Annotated in this window: 18 protein-coding genes; 10 read left to right on the forward strand and 8 right to left on the reverse strand. The window is 61.8% G+C overall.

Annotation, left to right across the window (positions count from 1 at the left end; all coding sequences use genetic code 11):
- Positions 1-264: 264 nt before the first annotated feature.
- Positions 265-1,464: a DesA family fatty acid desaturase gene (locus tag AC1DWQ_RS10975; protein ID WP_457279495.1), complete on the reverse strand. Its 1,200-nt coding sequence runs from the start codon at positions 1,462-1,464 to the stop codon at positions 265-267.
- A 199-nt stretch (positions 1,465-1,663) separates the two neighbouring features.
- Positions 1,664-2,920 (reverse strand): RsmB/NOP family class I SAM-dependent RNA methyltransferase, encoded by a 1,257-nt coding sequence (locus AC1DWQ_RS10980; RefSeq protein ID WP_477669674.1) that lies wholly within the window; start codon positions 2,918-2,920, stop codon positions 1,664-1,666.
- Between the two features lie 54 nt (positions 2,921-2,974).
- On the opposite strand from AC1DWQ_RS10980, the gene AC1DWQ_RS10985 reads away from it, so the two are divergent.
- Positions 2,975-3,223, forward strand: coding sequence for a DUF1653 domain-containing protein (locus AC1DWQ_RS10985; RefSeq protein WP_477669675.1), 249 nt, complete (start codon positions 2,975-2,977; stop codon positions 3,221-3,223).
- A gap of 147 nt (positions 3,224-3,370) precedes the next feature.
- Positions 3,371-4,987 (forward strand): peptide chain release factor 3, encoded by a 1,617-nt coding sequence (locus AC1DWQ_RS10990; RefSeq protein ID WP_477669676.1) that lies wholly within the window; start codon positions 3,371-3,373, stop codon positions 4,985-4,987.
- Between the two features lie 85 nt (positions 4,988-5,072).
- On the opposite strand, the gene AC1DWQ_RS10995 is transcribed toward AC1DWQ_RS10990, so the two are convergent.
- Complete coding sequence (locus AC1DWQ_RS10995) at positions 5,073-6,464, reverse strand: esterase-like activity of phytase family protein (RefSeq protein WP_477669677.1); 1,392 nt, start codon at positions 6,462-6,464, stop codon at positions 5,073-5,075.
- Positions 6,465-6,611: 147 nt separating this feature from the next.
- Between AC1DWQ_RS10995 and AC1DWQ_RS11000 the strand changes: the two genes are divergently transcribed.
- Positions 6,612-8,459 (forward strand): sensor domain-containing diguanylate cyclase, encoded by a 1,848-nt coding sequence (locus AC1DWQ_RS11000; protein WP_477669678.1) that lies wholly within the window; start codon positions 6,612-6,614, stop codon positions 8,457-8,459.
- A gap of 16 nt (positions 8,460-8,475) precedes the next feature.
- On the opposite strand, the gene AC1DWQ_RS11005 is transcribed toward AC1DWQ_RS11000, so the two are convergent.
- Entirely contained in the window at positions 8,476-8,952 is a 477-nt protein-coding gene (locus AC1DWQ_RS11005) for an Lrp/AsnC family transcriptional regulator (RefSeq protein WP_477670201.1), read from the reverse strand.
- 106 nt (positions 8,953-9,058) lie between these two features.
- On the opposite strand from AC1DWQ_RS11005, the gene mdeB reads away from it, so the two are divergent.
- Entirely contained in the window at positions 9,059-11,755 is a 2,697-nt protein-coding gene (gene mdeB, locus AC1DWQ_RS11010; protein WP_477669679.1) for an alpha-ketoglutarate dehydrogenase, read from the forward strand.
- A gap of 61 nt (positions 11,756-11,816) precedes the next feature.
- Here the strand turns inward: mdeB and AC1DWQ_RS11015 are convergent, their stop codons facing one another.
- On the reverse strand, positions 11,817-12,371 hold the full coding sequence (locus AC1DWQ_RS11015; protein ID WP_477669680.1) for a fasciclin domain-containing protein: 555 nt from the start codon (positions 12,369-12,371) through the stop codon (positions 11,817-11,819).
- A 163-nt stretch (positions 12,372-12,534) separates the two neighbouring features.
- Entirely contained in the window at positions 12,535-13,131 is a 597-nt protein-coding gene (gene purN / locus AC1DWQ_RS11020; RefSeq protein ID WP_477669681.1) for a phosphoribosylglycinamide formyltransferase, read from the reverse strand.
- Positions 13,132-13,299: 168 nt separating this feature from the next.
- Here purN and AC1DWQ_RS11025 point away from each other — a divergent pair, with 168 nt between their 5' ends.
- Both AC1DWQ_RS11025 and AC1DWQ_RS11030 read left to right on the forward strand, forming a co-directional pair.
- Positions 13,300-14,481 (forward strand): acyl-CoA dehydrogenase family protein, encoded by a 1,182-nt coding sequence (locus AC1DWQ_RS11025; protein WP_477669682.1) that lies wholly within the window; start codon positions 13,300-13,302, stop codon positions 14,479-14,481.
- 36 nt (positions 14,482-14,517) lie between these two features.
- A complete protein-coding gene (locus AC1DWQ_RS11030) occupies positions 14,518-15,633 on the forward strand; it encodes an acyl-CoA dehydrogenase family protein (protein ID WP_477669683.1) in 1,116 nt (371 codons plus the stop codon).
- Positions 15,634-15,752: 119 nt separating this feature from the next.
- Here AC1DWQ_RS11030 and AC1DWQ_RS11035 read toward each other — a convergent pair whose 3' ends face one another.
- Complete coding sequence (locus tag AC1DWQ_RS11035; RefSeq protein WP_092128654.1) at positions 15,753-16,310, reverse strand: HNH endonuclease; 558 nt, start codon at positions 16,308-16,310, stop codon at positions 15,753-15,755.
- Between the two features lie 161 nt (positions 16,311-16,471).
- On the opposite strand from AC1DWQ_RS11035, the gene AC1DWQ_RS11040 reads away from it, so the two are divergent.
- The 4 genes from AC1DWQ_RS11040 (at position 16,472) to AC1DWQ_RS11055 (ending at position 22,659) form a co-directional block, all read left to right on the forward strand.
- Entirely contained in the window at positions 16,472-17,506 is a 1,035-nt protein-coding gene (locus AC1DWQ_RS11040; protein ID WP_477669684.1) for a bifunctional riboflavin kinase/FAD synthetase, read from the forward strand.
- 118 nt (positions 17,507-17,624) lie between these two features.
- The gene (ileS, locus tag AC1DWQ_RS11045; RefSeq protein WP_477669685.1) at positions 17,625-20,444 is read left to right on the forward strand and encodes an isoleucine--tRNA ligase; all 2,820 of its coding nucleotides are present in this window, start codon (positions 17,625-17,627) and stop codon (positions 20,442-20,444) included.
- Positions 20,444-20,944: a signal peptidase II gene (gene lspA, locus AC1DWQ_RS11050; RefSeq protein WP_477669686.1), complete on the forward strand. Its 501-nt coding sequence runs from the start codon at positions 20,444-20,446 to the stop codon at positions 20,942-20,944. Before ileS ends, lspA begins: the two co-directional genes overlap by 1 nt.
- A gap of 56 nt (positions 20,945-21,000) precedes the next feature.
- Complete coding sequence (locus AC1DWQ_RS11055) at positions 21,001-22,659, forward strand: Na/Pi cotransporter family protein (protein ID WP_477669687.1); 1,659 nt, start codon at positions 21,001-21,003, stop codon at positions 22,657-22,659.
- A 29-nt stretch (positions 22,660-22,688) separates the two neighbouring features.
- Here the strand turns inward: AC1DWQ_RS11055 and AC1DWQ_RS11060 are convergent, their stop codons facing one another.
- Positions 22,689-23,510: an NUDIX hydrolase gene (locus tag AC1DWQ_RS11060; protein ID WP_477669688.1), complete on the reverse strand. Its 822-nt coding sequence runs from the start codon at positions 23,508-23,510 to the stop codon at positions 22,689-22,691.
- Between the last annotated feature and the right edge of the window lie 69 nt (positions 23,511-23,579).

Consider the following 23,579-nt stretch of genomic DNA (forward strand, 5'->3'; position numbering starts at 1 on the left):
GTCGAATGTGGGACAGCGCTTTCACCTCGAGAGCGTGTCAGGTTCAGCGCAATTCACGTGAGAAGGCTCTTCTGTGTGCAGAAGATGACTAATCTCGGACGCCCTGATCAGGGCGCTGGTAGCGACCCTACCATTACCAAATCTTGGGGCGCTCGATCATGGAACTCGTACTTTGCGCCGAACAATAAAAAACCGCTGCTGGATTTCTCCGGAAGCGGCCTTGAAGTTTCGACCGGGTGACCAGGTCGGATATGTAGCGTCAGGTCAGGTGCGGGCAGCCCGCAGCTTCATCGAGAATTCGCGCAAGGCGGCGATACCGCTTTCCTCAGCACGGTGGCACCAGGCCTGCAGGTCCGCAGCCAGCTGCTCACGGGAAGCGGAAGTGGTCAGCCACATCTGGCGCAGTTCTTCCCGCATGGTGACCATCTTGTCCAGCACGGGGTGTTCGGCGCGGGCCTGCGCCAGCTGGGGTTTGGCGGCGGCCGGCACCTTGTCGTCATCGCGGTGCAGCCAGCGATTGGCTGCGCGCAACACGGACACGTCGGCTTTCTTGGCCTTCAGCACTTCGAGTTCGGCCCTGCCGGCGCGGCGCAGTTCGCGCGCGAAACCCGCCATGACTTCGTAGCGATGGGCGATCAGGGCTTCCAGGGTTTTTTCATCTGCCACAGGCTGGATGGAACCCAGCTGGAGCTTGGGGGGGACCTTCTTGACGGAGGCCAGGCCTACTTTTTCCATGGCACGGATATACACCCAGCCGATGTCGAATTCGTAGGGCTTGACCGAGAACTTGGCCGACGTCGGGTAGGTGTGATGGTTGTTGTGCAGCTCTTCGCCGCCAATCATGATGCCCCAGGGCGAAATGTTGGTGCTGGCATCAGGCGCCTCAAAATTGCGATAGCCCCAATAGTGACCAATGCCGTTGATGATACCGGCCGCCGTCACGGGGATCCAGGCCATTTGCACGGCCCAGACAGCCAGGCCTGCAGCACCGAAGAGCGCCAGGTCGATGATCATCATCAGGCCCACGCCCTGCCAGCTATAGCGGGTGTAGACGTTGCGCTCAATCCAGTCATTGGGCGTGCCGTGGCCGAACTTGGCCATAGTTTCCTTGTTTTTGCTTTCGGCACGGTACAGCTCGGCGCCTTCCCAGAAAACCTTCTTGATGCCGTAAGCCTGCGGGCTGTGCGGATCTTCAGAGGTTTCGCACTTGGCGTGGTGCTTGCGGTGAATGGACACCCATTCCTTGGTGACCTGGCCCGTACCCAGCCAGAGCCAGAGACGGAAAAAATGCGAAGGAATCGCGTGCAGGTCCATGGCGCGGTGCGCCTGGTGACGGTGCAGATAGATGGTGACGCTGGCAATGGTGATATGGGTGGTCACCAGCGTGTACAACACGATTTGCCACCAGCTGGCGGCAAGCAACCCATTGGCAAGCCAGTCGAGGGCCGCATCAAACAAGATCATAAAAATCCTTTAAACAATCTGAAGCAGTCGCCCATCCAGATGTGTCTCCAGGCGCTGCAAAAAATAACCATTTATTGTAAGGCGATCCCCCACAAATACCAAGTCACTTTCAGTACAGGATCCAAGGTCAAAACAGTGCGAAAAATCACGAATGAATATGTAACTTCGGCCTATCTGTCGTCTTTTGTCGCCAAAAATATCACGACTTTTGCCATACTGCTGCGAAAAACCCGTCCGTCTGATGCAGGTAAGGCCAGAGCCGAAGGTAGGGTCCGCGGCAGAGTTTTTCCGCGTGTTCCACCCCCAGATGAGTCAACAAGGGCCCTGTTTCAAGGACGTTGAACTCTTTATTCGCCTCACTAAAGGCTTCAGCGATGGCTTCGTTTTCTTCACGCAAAACGCTGCAAGTCGCGTAAACTAGGCGTCCGCCGGGCTTTAAAAGCCGCGCAGCGCTCTGCAAAATGGCAGTTTGCTTGGCCCTGAGCTCTTCAATCGCCTTGGGCGTCTGCCGCCATTTGAGGTCAGGATTGCGCCGCAAGGTGCCCAAGCCCGAGCACGGGGCGTCCACCAGGACCCGGTCTATCTTGCCGGCCAGGCGCTTGATCCGGTCGTCACGCTCATGGGCAATAGCCACCGGATGAACATTGGAAAGGCCGCTGCGCGCCAGCCGCGGCTTGAGCGCATCCAGCCGGTGTCCCGACGTATCAAACGCGTAAAGGCGCCCGGTATTGCGCATGGAAGCCCCGAGGGCCAGGGTCTTGCCGCCCGCCCCTGCACAAAAGTCGACCACCATCTCACCTCGCTTGGCATCGACCAGCAGGGCCAACAGCTGCGAGCCTTCGTCCTGCACTTCAATGGCGCCACGCGTGAAAGCATCCAGTTTGCCCAGCTGGGGCTTGCCGTCGGCAATGCGCAGGCCCCAGGGCGAATACGGTGTTGCTACGGTTTTGATAGCCGCTTTCGCAAGCTCCTTCTGGACTTCAGCCCGTTTATCCTTGAGCGTGTTGACGCGCAAATCAAGCCCGGCCGGTGCGTTCAGGCTCTCGACCAGCGGCCAGAAATCATCACCAAGCTGCTCTTTCAACGGATCAACCAGCCACTGCGGGAGGTTGTGGCGATGCAGCTCCATCAGGTCCGATGGTTTGACCTGGTCGCAACGCGCCAGCCAGTCTTTTTCCTGGTCGGTCAGCGCACCCAAAAGAAAGTCGCGGTCCGCCGCAAAACCGAGAATCGCAAGACGCCGCTCCGGCGCGCCGCTGCCATGCTGGGCCAGATAGGTATAAAGATTTTTCTTGCGAAGAACACCGTAAATCGTTTCCGCCACGGTGGCACGTTCACGGGGGCCGAGGCGATAGTCGCGGAAATAGCGCGACACCACCATGTCGGCGGGATGATCAAATTTGAGGACCTGCTTGAGAAGCTCGGAACAACTGTCGAGTAAGGCTTTAGGATGCATAGCCTCCATTGTCCCACCGAGCCACCGCGCAATATTTTTAAATCCCTGATTCCTATGCCAGAAGCCACCGCCCACGCATTGCCTCCCCTGATCGAAACCCCACCCGGTCTGTACCGCCACTACAAAGGCATGCTGTATGAGGTGGTCGGCACCGTGCGCCACAGCGAAAGCCTGGAGCCGATGACGCTGTACCGCGCGCTGTATGGCGAAAAAGGCCTGTGGGTACGGCCCGCCGCCATGTTCAATGAAGAGGTCGTGATCGACGGGGTGAAACAACCGCGATTTGCCCGGCAACCTGGTTAAGCACCGCATCCCCAATAAGAGAAACGCCGGCGGCCGCGCCGGGCCGCCCCAAGCAAGGCCAGCCCCTGTCTCATAGGAAAGGGGCAGCGAACGCCGAAGGCACGTAGCGGCGGAGCGTGGGGGCCATCTCACCGATAATCGTGGGTTATGTCCGAATCCACTGAAATCGAAAAACAGGTCAAGCGCCGCCGCACGTTTGCCATCATCTCCCACCCCGACGCGGGTAAAACCACGCTGACCGAAAAGCTGTTGCTGTTCTCGGGCGCGATCCAGATCGCCGGCAGCGTCAAGGCCCGCAAGGCCGCACGCCATGCCACGTCCGACTGGATGGAAATTGAAAAGCAGCGCGGTATCTCTGTGGCCAGCTCGGTCATGCAGATGGAATACCGCGACTGCGTGATCAACCTGCTCGACACACCGGGCCACCAGGACTTCTCGGAAGACACCTACCGCGTGCTGACCGCCGTGGACGCCGCACTGATGGTGATCGACGCGGCCAACGGCGTTGAGCCGCAGACTCGCCGCCTGCTGCAGGTCTGCCGCGCACGCAACACGCCCATCCTGACTTTCGTCAACAAGATGGACCGCGAGGTGCAGGACCCGATGAGCGTGATGGACGAGATCGAGCGCGAGCTCGGCATGACGGTCATTCCCTTCACGTGGCCGGTCGGCATGGGCAAGCTTTTCCATGGTGTCTACGACAGGCGCGAAGACCGCATGCGCGTCTTCAGCCCCGGCGAAGAAAAAGCCGGTGGCGACGATGAAATCCTGGCCGGCCTGGACAACGCCGAAGCCGCCAAGCGTTTTGGCGCCGAATACGCGCAGGCCCAGGGCGAAATCGAACTCGTGGCCGGCGCCACGCCTGAATTCAACCGCGCCGAATTCCTGGCCGGCAAACAGACGCCCATGTTCTTCGGCTCGGCCATCAACAACTTCGGCGTGCAGGAAGTGCTGGACGCGCTGGTCGACTTGGCGCCCGCGCCTGCCGAGCGCGAAGCCATCCAGCGCGTGGTGCACCCCGAAGAGAAAAAATTCTCCGGCGTGGTGTTCAAGATCCAGGCCAACATGGACCCGGCCCACCGGGACCGCATTGCATTTTTACGTGTGGCCAGCGGCGAGTTCACCCGCGGCATGCGCCTGAAGGTGGTGCGCAGCGGCAAAGAGCTGCGGCCCAACACCGTGGTGAGCTTCATGAGCCAGCGCCGCGAACTGCTCGACACCGCCTTTGCCGGCGACATCATCGGCATTCCCAATCACGGCGTGCTGCAGCTCGGCGACACGCTGACCGAAGGCGAAGCGCTGCAGTTCACCGGCCTGCCCTTCTTTGCGCCTGAAATGTTTCGCGCCGTCGAGGTGGCCGATCCGCTGCGCAGCAAGCAGCTGCGCGCCGGCCTCACGCAGCTCGGTGAAGAAGGCGCGATCCAGGTGTTCCGCCCGATTGCCGGCTCATTGCTGCTGCTGGGCGCTGTCGGCCAGCTGCAGTTTGAAGTGGTGGCTCACCGCCTGGAACATGAGTACGGCGTCAAGGCCCGCATCATGGGCAGCAACTTCAACCTGGCCCGCTGGGTGACGTCCGAGGACCCGAACGAACTGAAGAAATTCATGGACGCCAACGCCCACCGCGTGGCGCTGGATGCGGTCGATGCACCCACCTTGCTGGTGGATCACAGCGCCACCCTGCGTGCCGTGGAGCAGCAGTGGCCCAAGATCAAGTTTCATGCGCTGCGCGAGCACGCCGGGCTGGTTTTTCAGTCAAAAATGTAAGTTATTTTTGGCCTGCAGGCCAATCAGGACGTGCGCTAGCAGCTATAAAAGTAATAGCAACTTCGCTCACGCCTGATGCGCGGGCTTACTGCGCCTTGAGGAAATCACCCACTTCCAGCAGGATCAGCTCGTTGTCGTCCGCCTTGTTGGGCTCGCGGCTGCTGGAAAACGGCAGGTTGTTGTCGTTGCCCACCACGATGTGTGTGGCGTCCACCACGTCCACGTTTTCAATCGTGAAGAACGGGAAGGTCAGCACGCCGTTGTTCAGGGGTTTGCGCGCCAGCTTCGCCGGGTCGGCAATGGCCATCAAATCGATGTAGCCGATCTTGCGCAACGCACCACCGGCATTGGCGTCGCTCAACTCCACCTTGTAGACACGCTTGAACTTTGCGATGTCGTGGAAGCAGTCCGTGCGCTTCTGGCCTTCCGGGCAAGCCTTGTCGGCCGTGCCTTCGCCGTTGTCGCGCTCGATGATCAGGCCGGTCGTGCCGTCGATCATGTTGAAGTCGCCGATCGCGTGGCTGTTGCTCTCCAGCATGTATTTCCAGTGGCGGCCGGTCCAGGATTCGCTCTTCACGTCAAACTCCAGCACGCGCAGGTAGTCCTTGCCGCCCACGTTTTCATTGCCTTTGGTGGCGGCGTCATACAGCGCGCCCTCCAGCAGCGCATACAGCTTGCTGCCGTCTTTCGAAGCAGCCATGCCTTCAAACCCCTTGGAGCGACGAACCTGGAAATCCACCGCACCGCCTGGCACGCCGGGAGTCGTCACAGCCGGATGGTCGGGCGAACGCACGGCCTTGCCGTCGACCAGCGTGTCAAACACCGCCAGCACTTTGCCCTTCATGTCGGCCTTGATCAGGAAAGGGCCGAACTCGTCGCCGATCCACAAGGCGCCACCGGCGAACTGGAAGCTTTCGGTGTCAAAGTCGCTGCCCGTGAGGTAGCGCTGCTTCGTGCCTTCATGAACGATGCGGAACGGCACTTTTTTCTCGGGATCGTGCAGAAAAATCGTTTCCAGCCGCTTCATGGCGCCAGCCTTGAAATCGACCTTGTAGCGGTTCAGGTACAGCATGGCATCCGGTGAATTGGCTTTGGAGCCAAAGCCGTTGTCGGTCAGGATCCAGAAACTGCCGTCGGGCATTTTCTTGATGCCTGAATGGCCCTGCAAAGGCTGGCCCTTGAAAGGCAGGCTCACACCCGTGGGCCTGCCGGCAGACAGGCCCTCCACCGTGCCCAGCGCTTCCGTGCGCTTGCCATTGGTGAACTTGCCGCTGACCTGCAGGTCCTGCGGCGCATCTTTGGGCGCTGCAATAAACGACCGGGCGGGCGCCACCACATGGCCGGCCAGCGTGGCCGGAAAGGCGGTCTGGGCTTGCAGCGGCGCAGCCAGCGCAACGGTTGCCAGCGCAGGAAGGATGGCTTTGAAGAGAGATTTGAATGCAGGGCGCCGATTGGCGGCAAAACGGGAAGAAGGCATGGGCAATCCACTGTTGAAGAAAGCCGGATGGTGGCCAACGCATGTGACGCCCTGATTACACACAGCGCCCCCGGGTCCGCATCGGGTGTTTGCACGGCAGGGCTAAGGCCTTCCGGGCAGGCCGTTTTTTTGCAATAAGCTATACAGATGTATCGAACGGCAAGCCTGCGTGCTTTTTTCCTGATGTTGCTCTGCGCATTCTTCGGCGCAGCCCATGCACAGGTCTTTGACCGCCTGTACGAAGACAGTCCCACAATCACACTGGCCCAGCCGCTGCAATGGGTCGCGGTGCCCAAGGATTCCATCGAGTCACCTGATGCCTTGACAGCCGGCGATCCCGCAACCGGGTCGTGGACCTTCCAGCCCTATACAGACGACTCCATCCTGCCCACCTCGAACACTCAGGATGTCTGGGCCACTTTTTCACTGCCGGCCACCGAAGCCCTGCAGACCTGGTACATACGGATGCCGGGCCAGGCGATCTTCAAGGCGAGCCTTTTTTCGCGCAACCCGCAAGGCGGCTGGCTGGTCCAGTCAGCAGGCGAAGCGATTGCCCCGGCCGCGTGGGCGCTACGCACCCGTGTGCCGAGTTTTGAACTGCAAACGCGCGGCGACGGCATGCAGACCTACTACCTGCGCTTTGAGCACCGCAGGGCCATCACGGCGCGGCCCATGCTGCTGTCGCCCATTGAGTACATCGACGGCGCGTCCCGGGTTGGCGTGGTGATCGGACTGATGTGGGGAATGTTCAGCCTGCTGGCCTTTCTGTGCCTGGCCGCGTTCGTCATGGCGCGCAACAAGGTATTTTTGTGGTTCGGCGCCGTCGTGGTCACGCTCATGTTCACGCAACTGGTGCTGATCGGCTATGGCGGCTGGCGCATCTGGCCGCACAGCGCGCACCTGAACCAGGTCATGGGCTGGGTGTCGGCCTCGGTGAGCATGGCCGCCGGTGCATGGTTTTGCACCCAGGCCAGCTATGCCAAGAGCGGCTACCCGCGCATACACCGGCTGCTGCTCACCGTGACGGCGGGCAGCCTGTTCATGGCCTGCCTGATGGCTGCGAGCCAGAACCTCGTGCCGCGAGATCTTCGCAACCTGTGGCTGGCGTTTTCCACCCTGGCCATCATGGGAAGCCTCTTGTGGATGTCTTTGCGGGGACAGACCTGGAACCTCCTCATCCTGCTGGGCGCCGCGCCCATCGGGCTGGCCGCGCTGGCCCGGCTTTCCTACAACGCGGGCTGGGTCTGGAATGTTGAAGCGGCACAGGCAGCCGGTGTCCTGTCGGCGATGATCGGCCTGCTCTGGGTTTTCCTCGTGCTGGCATGGCGCAGCCGGGCAGCACTGTTTGCCAACCACCGCAGCGCCGCACTGGCGACTTACGACCCGGCCAGCGGGCTGATGTTGCCGCGGGTCATCGACGACAGGCTGCCGCCCATGCTGCTGCGCGCGCGGAGGCAGAAGTCGGCATTCGGCGTATTGATGTTGCGCTGGCTCGACCAGGCTCCGAGCCATGACGAGGCCAGCGACCAGAAGCGCGCCGCCGCACTTTCCCGCATCGGCGAAATCCTGCGCGGGGCAGCACGCGACGTGGACACAGTGGTTCGCTATGGCGAAAACGACTTCATGATGCTGGTGGAAGGCCCGGTCAATCGCACCACCCTGTCCGAAGTTTCAACCAAAATCCTGGCCGACTGCATACGCGCATCTGAAAAGCTGGGCGATGCGAATGCCTTCAACCTGCACGTCGCCCTGTGGCATGACACGCCCAGCGCCCAGACAACCGCGCAGGAGGTGGTTGAAAGGCTCAAGTCCCGACTGCACCAGATGGCCGCCGGAACAAAGCGCTATGTACAATTTGTCGATTCACCGAGCGATACCGTGAGTGCCGCAGGGGAAGACATGAGCCGTCGGGAAGACCTGCTGGCCAAGATCAACGAAATTGAAATTTCGCACCCGGCATTGACCAGCGAACAGGCTTCAGCCCCGGGCCGCTGAGACCCTGGCGGCAGATTCAGGGCGCCCTTGTCACAGGCAAGGGCAAGGCCGTCTTGTACCTGACCTGCTTGAGCGCAAAGCTCGAGCGTATCTTCTCGATGCCCGGAATCGGCGACAGCTGCTCAAGGATGAATTTTTCCAGCGCACCGATGTCGGCCACCGCCACACGAATCAGGTAGTCGCTGTCGCCCGACATCAAATAACACTCCATCACGTCGTCGTGCTCGGCGATGCGCCGCTCGAAGTCGGCCAGCGACTCCTTGCTTTGCGTGCGCAGGCTGATGGAAATGAACACATTCAAGCCCAGACCCAGCGCCGCCGCGTTGGCAATGGCCACATAGCGATCAATAACGCCGGCGGCCTCCAGCGCCTTGACGCGCGCCAGGCACGGTGAAGGGCTCAGATGCACGCGGCGCGCCAGTTCCACGTTGGTCAGCGAGCCATCCCGCTGCAACTCATCCAGAATCTTAAAATCAAGGTTATCGAGCTGCATCATCTTCAAAATTCGTTATTTACAGCATTTTATGCTTTTAAATGGTGTCATACCCCGATATTGAAGCAACACCTTCCGGATGATTCTGCGTAAAGTGATTGCTGCCATGAACGACTCCACACCCCACCATTTACTGATGCAGGCCGCTTCTTACACCGATCCTTCCGCTGACCCTGACCCGCAGGAAACCGCCGAATGGCGTGAGGCGTTTGAAGCCCTAGCCCTTACGCAGGGCCCGGCCCGTGCACGCGAAATGCTGCATGAGCTGAGCCGCGTCGCGCGCAAGCAGCGCATCGGCTGGCGGCCCGAACTGGCCACGCCTTACGTCAACACCATTGGCGTAGACGAGCAGCCCGTGTTTCCCGGCGACCTGGCGATGGAAGAGCGCCTGGCCTCGCTGATGCGCTGGAATGCGCTGGCGATGGTCGTGCGCGCCAACCAGGCCGAGACCGGCGGCTCGGCCGAGCTCGGCGGCCACATCGCGAGTTACGCCAGCGCGGCCGATCTGTTTGAAACCGGCTTCAACCATTTCTTTCGCGCACGCGAAGGCACAGGCCCCGGCCAACACCGCGGCGACCTGGTGTTCTTCCAGCCGCACAGCGCACCGGGCGTGTATGCGCGCGCCTACCTGGAAGGCCGGCTGGACGAAAAAGACCTGGGCTTTTACCGCCAGGAGCTCGCCGCGCCCAGCCAGGGCGCGCAAGGCCTGTGCAGCTACCCGCACCCGTACCTGATGCCGGACTTCTGGCAGTTCCCGACCGGCTCCATGGGCATAGGCCCGATCAGCTCGATCTACCACGCACGCTTTATGCGCTACCTCACGCACCGGCGTCTGCTCGACTGCACGGGCCGCAAAGTCTGGGGCGTGTTCGGCGATGGCGAGATGGACGAGCCCGAATCGATGAGCGCGCTGACGCTGGCCGCCCGCGAGGGGCTGGACAACATGGTCTGGGTCGTCAACTGCAACCTGCAACGGCTCGACGGCCCGGTGCGCGGCAACGGCCGCATCATCGACGAGCTGGAAAAGCTTTTTGCCGGCGCCGGGTGGAATGTCATCAAGCTGGTCTGGGGCAGCGACTGGGACGGCCTGTTCGCACGTGACCTGACGGACGCGTTGGCCAAAACTTTTGCGCAGACGGTGGACGGCCAGATGCAAACCTTTGCCGCCAAAGACGGGCGCTTTAACCGCGACAACTTCTTCGGCCAGAACGCTGAACTCGCACGCCTGGCCCAGGGCATGACCGATGAGCAGATCGACCGCCTCAAACGCGGCGGCCACGACCTGGTGAAGATCCATGCCGCCTACGCCGCGGCGGCCAGCCACCAGGGCCAGCCCACGGTGATCCTGGCGCACACCAAAAAGGGCTACGGCATGGGAAGCGCCGGCCAGGGCAAAATGACCACGCATTCGCAGAAAAAATTCGACGGCGAAGAGCTGATCGAATTTCGCAACCGCTTCAATTTGCCGCTGTCTGACGAGCAAGCCAAAAACCTGGCCTTCTACAAGCCCGCCGCCGACAGCGCCGAGATGCAATACATGCACGCCAAACGCGCAGCACTGGGCGGCTATTTGCCGCGGCGTGAAACGGCGGCCGACATCGTGAACATCCCAGCCCTGCCCTCTTACGCGCAATTCGCGCTCGCTGCCGACGGCAAAGAGATGAGCACCACCATGGCCTTTGTGCGCATGCTGGGCGGCCTGCTGAAAGACGCGGCCTTGGGCCCGAAGATCGTACCCATCGTGGCCGACGAGGCGCGCACCTTCGGCATGGCCAACCTGTTCAAGCAGGTGGGCATTTACTCCAGCGTGGGCCAGCGTTATGCGCCGGAAGACATCGGCTCGGTGCTGAGCTACCGCGAGGCGCTCGACGGCCAGATCCTGGAAGAAGGCATCAGCGAAGCCGGTGCCATGGCCAGCTGGACGGCCGCGGCCACCAGCTACAGCGTGCACGGCCTGGCGATGCTGCCCTTCTACATTTATTACTCGATGTTCGGCTTTCAGCGTGTGGGCGACCAGATCTGGGCCGCCGCCGACCAGCGTGCCCGCGGCTTCCTGCTGGGCGCCACCTCGGGCCGCACCACGCTGGGCGGCGAAGGCCTGCAACACCAGGACGGCACCAGCCACCTGATCGCCGCGACCATTCCCAACTGCAAGGCCTACGACCCGGCCTTCGCCGGCGAGCTGGCCGTGATCCTGGACCGCGGCATGCAGGAGATGATGGTCGAACAAAAAGACGTCTTCTATTACGTCACGCTGATGAACGAGAACTACGCCCAGCCTGATTTGCAAGCCGGCTCCGAGGCGGACATCATTCGCGGGTGCTATCAATTCAATAGCTGGCCGCGCACGTCCTTATTGCCCCACAGCCCTAAAACATCTCCCAAAAAGGCTCAAAAAGTCGTTTTGATGGGTTCGGGAGCGATCCTGACCGAGGTGATCAAGGCTGCGCAGCAGCTGGCCACGCAGGGCATTGAGGCCACGGTCTTCAGCGTGACCAGCTGGAGTGAGCTGGCGCGTGATGGTGCAGCTTGCCAGCAAGAGGCGATCAATGACGGCGCTGTGACTGCGCCCTTCATCGCTCAGCAGTTGCAAGGCAGCACCGGCCCCATCGTTGCCGCCACCGACTATGTGCGCGCTGTGCCGGAAAGCATCCGCGCCTTTGTGCCCGAAGGCAGGCACTACCTGACCCTGGGCACCGACGGCTTTGGCCGCAGCGACACACGCGCCGCGCTGCGTGAATTTTTCAGCGTCGACGCGCAAAGCATCGTGAAGGCGGCGCTGCACATGCTGAACCAGAAGTAGGCCGACGCGCGAAAGCCCGCGCGCGGCAGGCCGCGCACGGGCTCGGGAAAGAAGTGCCGGCTTACTTGGGCAGCAGCACCTTGTCGACCACGTGGATCACACCATTGGACTGGTAGACGTCGGCAATGGCGACAGTCGCAACGCCGCCCTTCTCGTCGGTCACCGTGACCTTGCCGCCAGCCGACCTGGCCACCAGCGTGCCGCCGGCCACCGTCTTGATCGAAGCCATGCCCTTGCCGTCGGCAATCATCTTGCTGATGGCAGCGGCGTCCCACTTGCCGGGCACGACGTGGTAGGTCAGGATGCCGGTGAGCATGCCCTTGTTTTCGGGCTTAAGCAGGGTGTCCACCGTACCTGCGGGCAATGCGGCAAAGGCCGCATTGGTGGGCGCAAACACGGTGAACGGGCCCGGGCCCTTGAGCGTATCGACCAGGCCGGCAGCCTTGACGGCGGCGACCAGCGTGGTGTGGTCTTTGGAATTGACTGCGTTGTCGATGATGTCCTTGCTGGCCAGCATGGGCGCACCGCCCACCATGACCTGGGCGAAGGAAGATGCGGCAGCCAATGACAGGGCGATGGCCACGCCGACGGATGCCAGTTTGTGTTTTGTCTGCATGTGAATACCTTTGAACTGATGTTGATGAAGTAGATACGCAAGCCGCAACCGGAAGGGTTTTCAAAGCGGCTGACATGAATACGGGGCCGAAGACCAGCTGGATTCAAATCAAACGTATCAATCAGGACGCATCAATGCTTTTCACCGCGCGCGCGGGCAAAGCTCAGGCAGCAGGTTCAAAAAACGCGCGCACAGCCTGCGGGAAAATCAGGTGTTCCTGCGTCAGGATGCGGGCAGACAGCGTCCTGGCAGTGTCGCCCGGCAGCACAGGCACCACCGCCTGCGCCAGGATGGCCCCGTGGTCCAGTACTTCCGTGACCTGGTGCACCGTCGCGCCCGCCACCTTGCAGCCCGCATCAATGGCGCGCTGGTAGGTGTCCAGCCCCGTGAAGGCCGGCAGCAGCGAAGGATGAATGTTGATCAAGCGGCCGGCGTAGTGCTGCACAAAGCCCGGCGTCAAAATGCGCATGAAACCGGCCAGCACCACCAGCGCGGGCGAATGCCGGTCAATGCGGGCCATGAGTTCCGCATCAAAAGCCTCCCGGGAATCAAACGACTTGTGCGGCACAACTTCGGTAGCAATTCCCAGGCTTTGGGCCAGGGCCAGCCCCGGGGCATCCGCCTTGTTGCTGATGACAGCGGCTACCTGTACCCCCCATTTGTTGCGCCAGCCCTCTTTTTGAGCGGCGCGGGAGATGGCGGCCATGTTGGAGCCACCGCCCGAAATCAGGATGACGATGTTTTTCTGCGCAGTTGCCATAGCCCTCTAGTTTAGAACGCGGCAGATAACAGCTCACCGCCGCCCCGCCGCACGCATCAAACTCAATGGCACGAATGTCCCAACTGAGACATAAAATTGCGAACGACCGTGCTAAAAATAGAAAATCGACCGTAGACATACCCGCCAACCGGCCTGGAGACATTCGCCATGGATTTAGCTTTCACCCCTGAAGAACAGGCCTTTCGCGAAGAGATACGCGCCTGGGTTCACGCCAACCTGCCCAAGGACATCTCGCACAAGGTGCACAACGCCCTGCGCCTGTCGCGTGACGACATGCAGCGCTGGGCCAAGATCCTCGGCAAAAAAGGCTGGCTGGGCCACGGCTGGCCCAAGGAATTTGGCGGCCCGGGCTGGAATGCCGTGCAAAAGCACTTGTTTGAAGAAGAGTGCGCACTGGCTGGCGCGCCGCGCGTGGTGCCCTTCGGACCGGTGATGGTGGCGCCCGTCATCATGGCCTTTGGCAGCCCCGAGCAGCAAAAGCGCTTCCTGCCAGGCATTGCCAGCGGCGAAGTATGGTGGAGCCAGGGTTACAGCGAACCGGGTTCGGGTTCGGACCTCGCGTCCGTCAAATGCCGGGCCGAACGCCAGGGCGACAAATACATCGTCAACGGCCAGAAGACCTGGACCACGCTGGGCCAGTACGGCGAATGGATTTTCTGCCTGGTCCGCACCAGCAATGAAGGCAAGCCGCAAACCGGCATTTCGTTTTTGCTGATCGACATGAAGTCGCCCGGCGTGACGGTGCGCCCCATCGTGCTGCTGGACGGCGAGGCCGAGGTCAATGAAGTCTGGTTCGACAACGTCGAGGTGCCGGCCAACAACCTGATCGGTGAAGAAAACAAGGGCTGGACCTATGCCAAGCACCTGCTGAGCCACGAACGCACCAACATCGCCGACGTGAACCGCGCCAAACGCGAGCTCGAGCGCTTGAAGCGCATCGCCAAGGCCGAAGGCGTGTATGAAGACCAGCGCTTTCGCGACGAGATCGCCAAGCTCGAGGTCGACGTGGTGGCGCTTGAAATGCTGGTGCTGCGCGTGCTCTCGGCCGAAAAATCAGGCAAGAACTCGCTGGACATCGCCGGCCTGCTCAAGATTCGCGGCAGCGAGATCCAGCAGCGCTACAGCGAGCTCATGATGCTGGCCGCCGGCCCCTTCAGCCTGCCCTTTATTGAAGAAGCCATGGAAGCCGGCTGGCAAGGCGACTTCCCCGGCGGCCTGCCGGGCGACGCGCCGCTGGCATCCACTTACTTCAATATGCGCAAGACCACGATTTACGGCGGCTCCAACGAAGTGCAGCGCAACATCGTCTCGCAAGTCGTTCTCGGCTAAACCCTATCAGTTCATTCCGGTTTAAAGGAAAGCATCATGGATTTCGATTTCACCGACGACCAGGAACAGCTGCGCGACGCCGTGCGCAAATGGGTCGACAAGGGCTACGACTTTGAGCGCCGCCGTGGCATCGCAAAGGCTGGCGGCTTCTCGCGCGAGGCTTATGGGCAGATCGCCGAGCTGGGGCTTACCGGCCTCTACATCCCCGAGGCCGACGGCGGTCTTGGCATGGGCCCGGTCGAAGGCATGGTGGTGATGGAAGAGCTTGGGCGCGGCATTGTGCTGGAGCCTCTGGCGCAGACATTGATTGCCGGCGGCGTGCTGTCCAGCTATGCCCCCGAAGCCGTGAAGGCCAACTGGCTGCCGAAAATCGCCGCGGGTGAAAGCCTCATGGTACTGGCCTACCAGGAACGGGCCGCGCGCTACGACTTCAAAAAATGCGAGGCAAATGCGGCTGCAGCCGGCGATGGATGGGCGCTAACAGCTACCAAAAGCATAGTGCCGGCCGCTGACAAAGCCGATGCCTTCATCGTCCCTGCCATGGCCAATGGCAAGCTGGCGCTGTTTCTGGTGGAGCGCAGCGCTGCCGGCGTGACAACCAAGGGCTACAGCACGCAGGACGGCGGCCGGGCTGCTGAACTCACACTTAAAAACGCGCCCGCCACGCTGGTCACGCTGGACGGCCTCACGGCCCTGGCCCACGCTATCGACATCGGCATTGCCGCCACCTGCGCCGAAGCCGTAGGCGTGATGGACAAAACGCTGGCCATCACCGTCGAATACATGAACACCCGCAAGCAGTTCGGCGTGGCCATCAGCAGCTTCCAGGCCTTGCGCCACCGCGTGGCCGACATGAAGATGCAGCTGGAGCTGGCGCGCTCGATGAGTTACTACGCCTCACTCAAGCTCAATGCGCCGGCCGATGAACGCGCCCGTGCGCTGGCGCGCGCAAAGTACCAATTGGGCGTGTCGATGCGCTTTGTGGGCCAGCAGGCGGTGCAGCTTCACGGCGGCATTGGCGTGACCGACGAATACATCGTGAGCCATTACTTCAAGAAGCTGACCCAGCTCGAAATGACGTTTGGCGACACGCTGCATCAACTCGGCGAAGTATCGAGCCGGATGCAGGAGACGGCTGGCGTATTTGCCTAGAGCAACACTCACCCCCGATGCGGCCTGCGGCCGCCTCCCCCTCAAGGGGGCGCCACTGGCGGCCCGGCGAAGCCGGTTCCGCGGCGGCCGCTGACCTGGTGCCCGCGGGATCAGGCGAGCTAAGCGTGCAGGCGTGACGTTTTCGGAATATGCGCCATCAAGAATTCCATCTGGTCCGCCAGGATACGGCGGTTGCGCAGGATGAAGTCTTCCCAGAGGCTGGGCACATAAGGCGTGTAAAGAAGCGGCATGTGGGCCTGCTCAGGCGTGCGGCTGCTTTTGCGGTGGTTGCAGGCGCGGCAGGCGGTCACCACGTTCATCCAGGTGTCTATGCCTTTTTGCGCAAACGGAATGATGTGCTCGCGCGTCAGGTCTTCTTCATGGAAATGACCGCCGCAGTAGGCGCACACATTGCGGTCGCGGGCAAACAGCTTGCCGTTGGTCAGGCCCGGTTTCAGGTCAAACGGGTTGATGTTGGGAACGCCCTTGGTGCCGATGATGCTGTTGACGGTGATGATGGACTGCTCGCCCGTGATGGCGTTGTGGCCGCCATGGAAGGTAACGACCCGCGCGCCCATCTCCCAGCGCACCTCATCAGCCGCGTAATGCAACACGGCTTGTTCAAGGCTGATCCAGGATTGCGGCAATCCCTGGGCTGAGAGCTTCAAGACCTTCAAAACGAACCTCCATCATGGTGGATGACGCATGGAAACACGGCGTTCGGCTGACTGTGTATCAATATACAGTGAAATCATGGCAAACAGGTTCAAATCCCCCATAAACCACTTTGAAGCCCCGTTGAGACGGCCTCCAGCGCTATAAAAACGATAATTGCCCCATGAAAATTTTCCGCGGCTACCACCATCCCCAGCTGGCGGCGCAATGCGCCCTGACCATCGGCAATTTCGATGGTGTGCACCGCGGCCACCAGGCCATGCTGGCGCTGCTGAAAAATGAGGCACAGCACCGCGGGGTCCCCAGCTGCGTCATGAGCTTCGAGCCCCATCCGCGCGACTACTTTGCCGGCGTGGCTCGCAAGCCCGAACTGGCACCCGCGCGCATTGCTACCCTGCGCGACAAACTCACCGAGCTGGCGCGCTGCGGCATCGACCAGTGCGTGGTGCTGCCTTTTAACGCCCGGCTGGCCTCGCAACCGGCTGAGATGTTTATCGAGGAAGTCTTGCTGAAAGGCTTGGGCGTGAAATACGTGCTGGTGGGCGACGACTTCCGTTTCGGGGCGAAAAGAGCGGGCGACTACGCCATGCTGGACGCCGCCGGCGACCGCCTGGGTTTTGACGTCGCCCGCATGAACAGCTATGAAGTCAGCAACACCCGAGTGTCTAGTTCTGCGGTGCGCGAGGCGCTGGCGCAGGGCCAGATGACCCGCGTGGCCAGCCTGCTGGGCCGGCCTTACAGTATTTCGGGCCATGTGGTGCATGGCCGAAAACTGGGTCGCGACCTCGGTTTTCGCACCCTCAATCTGCGGTTTTCGCACTGGAAACCGGCGGCCAGCGGGATTTTTGCGGTGCAGGTGTTTGGCCTGGCCGACCAGCCCATTCCCGGCGTAGCCAACCTGGGGATCCGGCCCTCACTGGACCCGGCCGATATCAACGGCGGGCGCGTGCTGCTGGAGACGCATTGCCTCGAATGGCCGGCCAGCCTGGGCCCCGAGGGGGCATACGGTAAAATCATCCGCGTGGAACTGCTGCACAAACTGCACGACGAACTGAAATACGACAGCCTGGACAGCCTGAAAACAGGCATTGCCAAAGACTGTGACGAAGCGCGGGCGTTTTTTGCCCAGCCGCCCAAGTCGTTTCCAGCCTCCATGCACACGGAAACCAGCCGCCAGACCACGCGCGACCGAATTTAGACGATCTCGTCGCCTCTGGCCTCGCCTTTCATTTTTTGGCGACCGGCTTCTTCCCCACCGTATTTCCGGCGGCCCGCCTTTTCAGGCCGCCCTAACAACAGCATTCCAGAAGCATCCCATGTCCGAGACCAAAACCGATTACCGCAGCACCCTGAACCTGCCCGACACACCCTTCCCGATGCGCGGCGACCTGCCCAAGCGCGAAGCCGGCTGGGTCAAGGAATGGGACGAAAAAGGCATCTACAAGAAGCTGCGTGACGTGCGTGCCGGAAAACCCAAATTCGTGCTGCACGACGGGCCTCCGTACGCCAACGGCAAGATCCACATCGGCCACGCCGTCAACAAGGTCCTGAAAGACATGATCGTCAAGGCGCGCCAGCTTAAGGGCCTTGACGCCATCTACGTGCCGGGCTGGGATTGCCACGGCCTGCCGATCGAAAATGCGATTGAAAAGCTTCATGGGCGCAATCTTCCAAGGGACGAAGTGCAGGCCAAGAGCCGCGCTTTTGCCACCGAACAGATCGCCGGCCAGATGGCCGACTTCAAGCGCCTGGGTGTGCTCGGGGAGTGGGACAACCCCTACCGCACGATGGATTTTGCCAACGAGGCCAATGAAATCCGCGCGCTCAAACGCATCATGGAACGCGGCTTTGTCTACCGGGGCCTCAAGCCCGTGTACTGGTGTTTTGACTGCGGCTCCTCGCTGGCCGAGTTTGAAATCGAGTACGCCGACAAGAAATCGCAGACGCTGGACGTTGGCTTCAAATGCGCTGAGCCGGAGAAGCTCGCAGCCGCATTCGGCCTCAAGAGCCTGGCCAAAGACGCCTTCGCGGTGATCTGGACGACCACCGCCTGGACCATCCCGGCCAACCAGGCGCTCAACCTGAACCCGGAACTCGAATACGCGCTGGTCGACACCGATCGCGGCATCCTGCTGCTGGCCTCCGTGCTGGTCGAGAAATGCCTGGAGCGCTACCAGCTCACCGGCAAGGTGCTGGCCACAACGGCAGGCAAAAACCTGGCGTTGCTGAAATTCCAGCATCCCTTTTATGACGTTGACGCAGGCTACCGGCGCTTCAGCCCGGTCTTTCTGGCCGACTACGCCACCGCCGATGACGGCACCGGTATCGTGCACTCCTCGCCCGCCTATGGGGTGGAAGACTTTAACTCTTGCGTGGCCAACGGTATCGCCTACGACGACATCCTCAATCCCGTGCAGGGCAACGGCCGCTATGTCGATGAGCTGCCAATGTTCGCCGGGCTCAATATCTGGAAGGCCGCGCCGCTGGTCATCGACAAGCTGCGCGAACATGGCCGCCTCTTTGCCACGCAGGACATCCTGCACAGCTACCCGCACTGCTGGCGCCACAAGACGCCGGTGATCTACCGCGCGGCGGCCCAGTGGTTTGTGCGCATGGACGAAGGCGAAGGCGTTTTCACCAAAGACAAGGCGCCGCAAACCCTGCGCAAGCTGGCCCTGGCGGCCATCGAAGAAACCAGTTTCTACCCGGAAAACGGCAAAGTCCGCCTGCGCGACATGATCGCCGGCCGGCCCGACTGGTGCATCAGCCGCCAGCGCAACTGGGGGGTGCCCCTGCCCTTCTTCATCCACACCGCCACCGGCGAGCTGCATCCGCGCACCATGGAAATCATGGACCAGGCAGCCGCCATGGTGGAGGCCGGCGGCATCGAAGCCTGGAGCAAGGCCACGGCCGAGTCCATCATCGGCAAGGATGCCCCTGATTACATCAAGAGCACCGACATCCTCGACGTGTGGTTTGACTCCGGCACCACACACGACCACGTGCTGCGCCACAGCCACGCCGCGCAATCGACCTGGCCGGCCGACCTGTACCTGGAAGGCCACGACCAGCACCGCGGCTGGTTCCATTCGTCACTGCTCACCGCCTGCGCGATGTACGACCATGCGCCTTACAAAGGGTTGCTCACGCATGGCTTCACGGTAGACGGCAAGGGCCGCAAGATGAGCAAGAGCGAAGGCAACGTGGTGGTGCCGCAAGAGGTGAGTGACAAGCTGGGCGCCGAGATCATCCGCCTCTGGTGCGCCTCGACCGACTATTCGGGCGACCTGGGCATCGACGACAAGATCCTGGCCCGCGTGGTGGACGCCTACCGCCGCATCCGCAACACGCTGCGCTTCTTGATGGCCAACGTGAGCGACTTCGACCCGGCCAAAGACGCCGTGCCATTTGAGCAGATGCTGGAAATCGACCGCTATGCGCTCAGCCGGGCATCGCAGCTGCAGGCCGACATCCTGGCGCACTATGAGGTGTATGAATTCCACCCGGTGGTCTCCAAGCTGCAGATCTATTGCAGCGAAGACCTGGGCTCTTTCTACCTCGACATCCTGAAAGACCGGCTCTACACCACCGGCCCCAAATCGCTGGCCCGCCGCAGCGCGCAAACCGCGCTCTGGCAGATCACGCACGCGATGCTGCGCTGGATGGCGCCCTTCCTGAGCTTCACGGCGGAAGAGGCCTGGAAGGTGTTCGGGCAGTCCGAGTCCATCTTCATGGAAACGTATGCCGAATTTCCTGCGCCCGACGCGGCTCTGCTCGCCAAGTGGTCGCGCATCCGCGAAATCCGCGATGCGGTCAACAAGGACATCGAAGCCCTGCGCACCGACGGCAAGGTAGGCTCTTCGCTGCAGGCCAATGTCGCGCTGGAAGTGGCCGCGGAAGACCATGCACTGTTGGCATCGCTCGGTGAAGACCTCAAATTTGTCTTCATCACATCCGCTATTGATTTAATAGCTGCTAGCGCAGTATCAACGCGGGTTTCAGCCAGTTCTGACATCAAATGCGAGCGCTGCTGGCACTACCGGAGTGACGTGGGACACGACCCCGCCCACCCGACCATTTGCGGCCGCTGCACCAGCAACCTGTATGGCGCCGGTGAAGACAGGAAGTTCGCCTGATGGCCAAGACGACCTTCATCAAATCAGAGGGCAGCATGCTCCCCTGGCTGGGCCTGGCACTGTTGATCCTGATCGCTGACCAGTTCACCAAGGTATTGATCCTCGGCTATTACCGCCTGGGCGACTCCACCTATGTCACCAGCTTCTTCAACGTCGTGCGCGTGCACAACACCGGTGCGGCATTTTCTTTCCTGGCGGAGGCGTCGGGCTGGCAGCGCTGGTTCTTCACTGCCATCGGGGTTGCCGCGGCGCTCTTTATTGTGTGGATGCTGCGCTCGCATGCCGGGCAAAAGCTGTTTTCCTTCGCGCTGGCCTGCGTCCTGGGCGGCGCTGTCGGCAATGTCGTCGACCGCACCCTGCATGGCTATGTGGTGGATTTCCTGCAGTTCCACTGGCACGGCTGGTATTTTCCATCGTTCAATATCGCCGACGCCGCCATCACCGTTGGCGCGGTTTGCCTCATCCTGGATGAGCTGCTTCGGGTTCGGCGTACCCGATAAACCGGGGCCAAACCGCTTGCAGCCACCCGGTTCAAGGGTATAGTGGTTCCGACCTTATGAAGCATTTGTTGAATCTTTTGGCAGCCATTGCGCTGCTCGTGTGGGGCACCCATCTCGTTCGTACCGGCATCCTGCGGGTGTTCGGTGCCAATCTGCGCCACGTGCTGGCGGTCAGCATCAGCAACCGGCTGGCTGCGGCCGTCTCGGGCATTGGGGTGACGGCCCTGGTGCAGTCCAGCACCGCCACCTCCCTTATCGTTTCGTCATTTGTCGGGCAAGGCCTGGTCACCCTGCCGCTGGCGCTGGCCGTCATGCTGGGTGCGGACATCGGCACCAGCCTGATGGCCGTGGTGTTCTCTTTTGACCTGTCCTGGCTGTCGCCGCTCTTTATCTTTGTCGGCGTGGTGCTGTTCATCTCGCGGCAGGACACCAATGTCGGCCGCTTCGGCCGGGTGCTGATCGGCCTGGGCCTGATGCTGCTGGCCTTGCGGCTGGTCACGGCCTCCACCGAAGTTCTGACCCAGGCACCGGCCGTGAAAGCCCTGCTGGGCTCCCTCAGCAGCGACCTGCTGCTCGAAATCACCGCAGGCGCCTTCCTGGCCGTGGTGTCGTATTCCAGCCTGGCGATCGTGCTGCTCACGGCCACGCTGGCCGCCTCGGCCGTTATTCCCATCGACGTGGCGCTGGGCCTGGTCTTGGGCGCCAATCTGGGCAGCGGGCTGCTGGCGGTGCTGACCACGCTACGCTCGGCGGTCGAGGTGCGGCAGGTGCCGCTGGGCAACCTGTTCTTCAAGCTGCTGGGTATCGTCGTCGCAGCGCCCTTCATCGGCCTGTGGCTGCGCCACGTGCGACCCTACCTCGGCGAAGCGGCCACCGTGGTGGTGCTGTTCCATCTCACTTTCAACATGGTGGTAGGCGCCATGTTCATCGGCTGGACACAGGTGATTGCGCGCTGGGTAGAAAAACTTCTGCCCAAACCCGACAAAAACCAGGCCGGCGGCCGTCCCCACCATCTCGACCCTTCGGCATTGGCCACGCCGTCCCTGGCCATCTCATGCGCAGCCCGCGAAGCGCTGCACCAGGCCGACGTGGTGGAAACCATGCTGCTGGGCGTGCTGGCGGTCATCCAGAAGAACGACCTCAAGCTGGCCGAAGACCTGCGCAAGATGGACGATGCCGTCGACGAGCTGTATTCGTCGATCAAGTACTACCTCACCAAGATTTCACGCGAAGCGCTGGCCGAAGAAGAAAGCCGCCGCTGGACCGACATCATCAGCTTCACCATCAACATGGAGCAGATCGGCGACATCATCGAGCGCGTACTGATCGACATTGAAGACAAAAAGATCAAGCCAGGCCGCAACTTCTCGGACGCCGGCATGGCTGAAATCGTCGAACTGCATGAGCGCCTGGTGGCCAACCTGCGCCTGGGCATGAGCGTGTTCCTCAATGGCACGGTGCGCGACGCGCAAAAGCTGCTGGAAGAAAAAGCCCGCTTTCGCGACCTGGAGCGGGCCTATGCCACGACCCACCTGGGCCGCCTGTCGGCCAATACGGTGCAAAGCCTGGAAACCAGCTCGCTGCACATCGACCTCATCAGCGAGCTCAAGCGCATCAACTCGCACATCTGCTCGATCGCCTACCCGATCCTTGACTCAGCTGGCGCACTGGCCCCCAACCGCTTGCGCCAGCCAGCCCTGACCGACCAGGCCTGAGTACAAGGGCAAGGCCGGCGAAACGTTGCCTAGGGCAAGCCCAGCATGTCGGAAAAAATCAGCGCGGCTTCCGTCGTGAACTCGCCGCGTTGCATGCCATCCACCAGTTGGGCGGCGTCCATCAGCCGGAACTGGGCTACTTCGCCGTCCTGGTTATCGGGCACCATGCCTCCGGGCACGGTGCAGCAATACCAGTCAATGTCTTCGACCACATACCCCGCACCGTTGCCTTCGGTGGCTGGTCGACGGGTCGTGAGCCGGCCGCCGTAGCGCATAGCCTGCAGCTCGGCCACATGCAGGCCGGCCTCCTCCCAGGTCTCACGCACCAGGGCGGTTTCCACCGTGTCGACGGCAGACACCATGCCGCCCATCAGGGTGTCCCACAGGCCGGGGTCGTTGGACTTGTCAAGGGCACGCTGCTGCACCCAGAAGCGGCCATCAGGCGACTGCCCCACCAGGTGTACCGCCAGTGTGGTGATGCCCAGCGGCCGCACGGCCGCGCGCTCGACCGTGCCTTTGCGGTGGCCAAACTGGTCAGGTACCGCGAGCTGCTCGTCGCGCCAGGCACCGGCGAGGCCCGCTTCGTGCAGCGCGATCGCGATTTTGTTCAGGCTGGTGGTCACATCGCCCATCAAGCGCCAACCCAGGCCGCCGGGGTGTTCTTCCTTGAGCAGGGGGTGGTGGCCGTCTGTCATGGCATGCAGGGCCAGCTTGTGAAAGAAGCGCGGCTCCACCGATCCGATCACCGATTCACCGGCCCACAGCGGCACGCGTGGGCGCAGCGGCGGCTGGATCGCTCCGGCGCGCAGGGCTTGCAGCCATTGGGCATCAAAAGCAGGCGGCATCATCATGCGTCCTTGGGGCCCGTGCTGGCAGGCCATTGATATGCGAAAAGACCGGGGCAGCGGGCCATCCCGGAT

The organism is Polaromonas sp. P2_G11, assembly GCF_056403595.1.

Excerpts from the sequence above, each read along its gene's own strand:
- AC1DWQ_RS10975 (WP_457279495.1), bottom strand. The coding sequence starts at position 1,464 with ATGATCTTGTTTGATGCGGCCCTCGACTGGCTTGCCAATGGGTTGCTT.
- AC1DWQ_RS10980 (WP_477669674.1), bottom strand. The coding sequence starts at position 2,920 with ATGCATCCTAAAGCCTTACTCGACAGTTGTTCCGAGCTTCTCAAGCAG.
- AC1DWQ_RS10985 (WP_477669675.1), top strand. The coding sequence starts at position 2,975 with ATGCCAGAAGCCACCGCCCACGCATTGCCTCCCCTGATCGAAACCCCA.
- AC1DWQ_RS10990 (WP_477669676.1), top strand. The coding sequence starts at position 3,371 with ATGTCCGAATCCACTGAAATCGAAAAACAGGTCAAGCGCCGCCGCACG.
- AC1DWQ_RS10995 (WP_477669677.1), bottom strand. The coding sequence starts at position 6,464 with ATGCCTTCTTCCCGTTTTGCCGCCAATCGGCGCCCTGCATTCAAATCT.
- AC1DWQ_RS11000 (WP_477669678.1), top strand. The coding sequence starts at position 6,612 with ATGTATCGAACGGCAAGCCTGCGTGCTTTTTTCCTGATGTTGCTCTGC.
- AC1DWQ_RS11005 (WP_477670201.1), bottom strand. The coding sequence starts at position 8,952 with ATGCAGCTCGATAACCTTGATTTTAAGATTCTGGATGAGTTGCAGCGG.
- mdeB (WP_477669679.1), top strand. The coding sequence starts at position 9,059 with ATGAACGACTCCACACCCCACCATTTACTGATGCAGGCCGCTTCTTAC.
- AC1DWQ_RS11015 (WP_477669680.1), bottom strand. The coding sequence starts at position 12,371 with ATGCAGACAAAACACAAACTGGCATCCGTCGGCGTGGCCATCGCCCTG.
- purN (WP_477669681.1), bottom strand. The coding sequence starts at position 13,131 with ATGGCAACTGCGCAGAAAAACATCGTCATCCTGATTTCGGGCGGTGGC.
- AC1DWQ_RS11025 (WP_477669682.1), top strand. The coding sequence starts at position 13,300 with ATGGATTTAGCTTTCACCCCTGAAGAACAGGCCTTTCGCGAAGAGATA.
- AC1DWQ_RS11030 (WP_477669683.1), top strand. The coding sequence starts at position 14,518 with ATGGATTTCGATTTCACCGACGACCAGGAACAGCTGCGCGACGCCGTG.
- AC1DWQ_RS11040 (WP_477669684.1), top strand. The coding sequence starts at position 16,472 with ATGAAAATTTTCCGCGGCTACCACCATCCCCAGCTGGCGGCGCAATGC.
- ileS (WP_477669685.1), top strand. The coding sequence starts at position 17,625 with ATGTCCGAGACCAAAACCGATTACCGCAGCACCCTGAACCTGCCCGAC.
- lspA (WP_477669686.1), top strand. The coding sequence starts at position 20,444 with ATGGCCAAGACGACCTTCATCAAATCAGAGGGCAGCATGCTCCCCTGG.
- AC1DWQ_RS11055 (WP_477669687.1), top strand. The coding sequence starts at position 21,001 with ATGAAGCATTTGTTGAATCTTTTGGCAGCCATTGCGCTGCTCGTGTGG.
- AC1DWQ_RS11060 (WP_477669688.1), bottom strand. The coding sequence starts at position 23,510 with ATGATGATGCCGCCTGCTTTTGATGCCCAATGGCTGCAAGCCCTGCGC.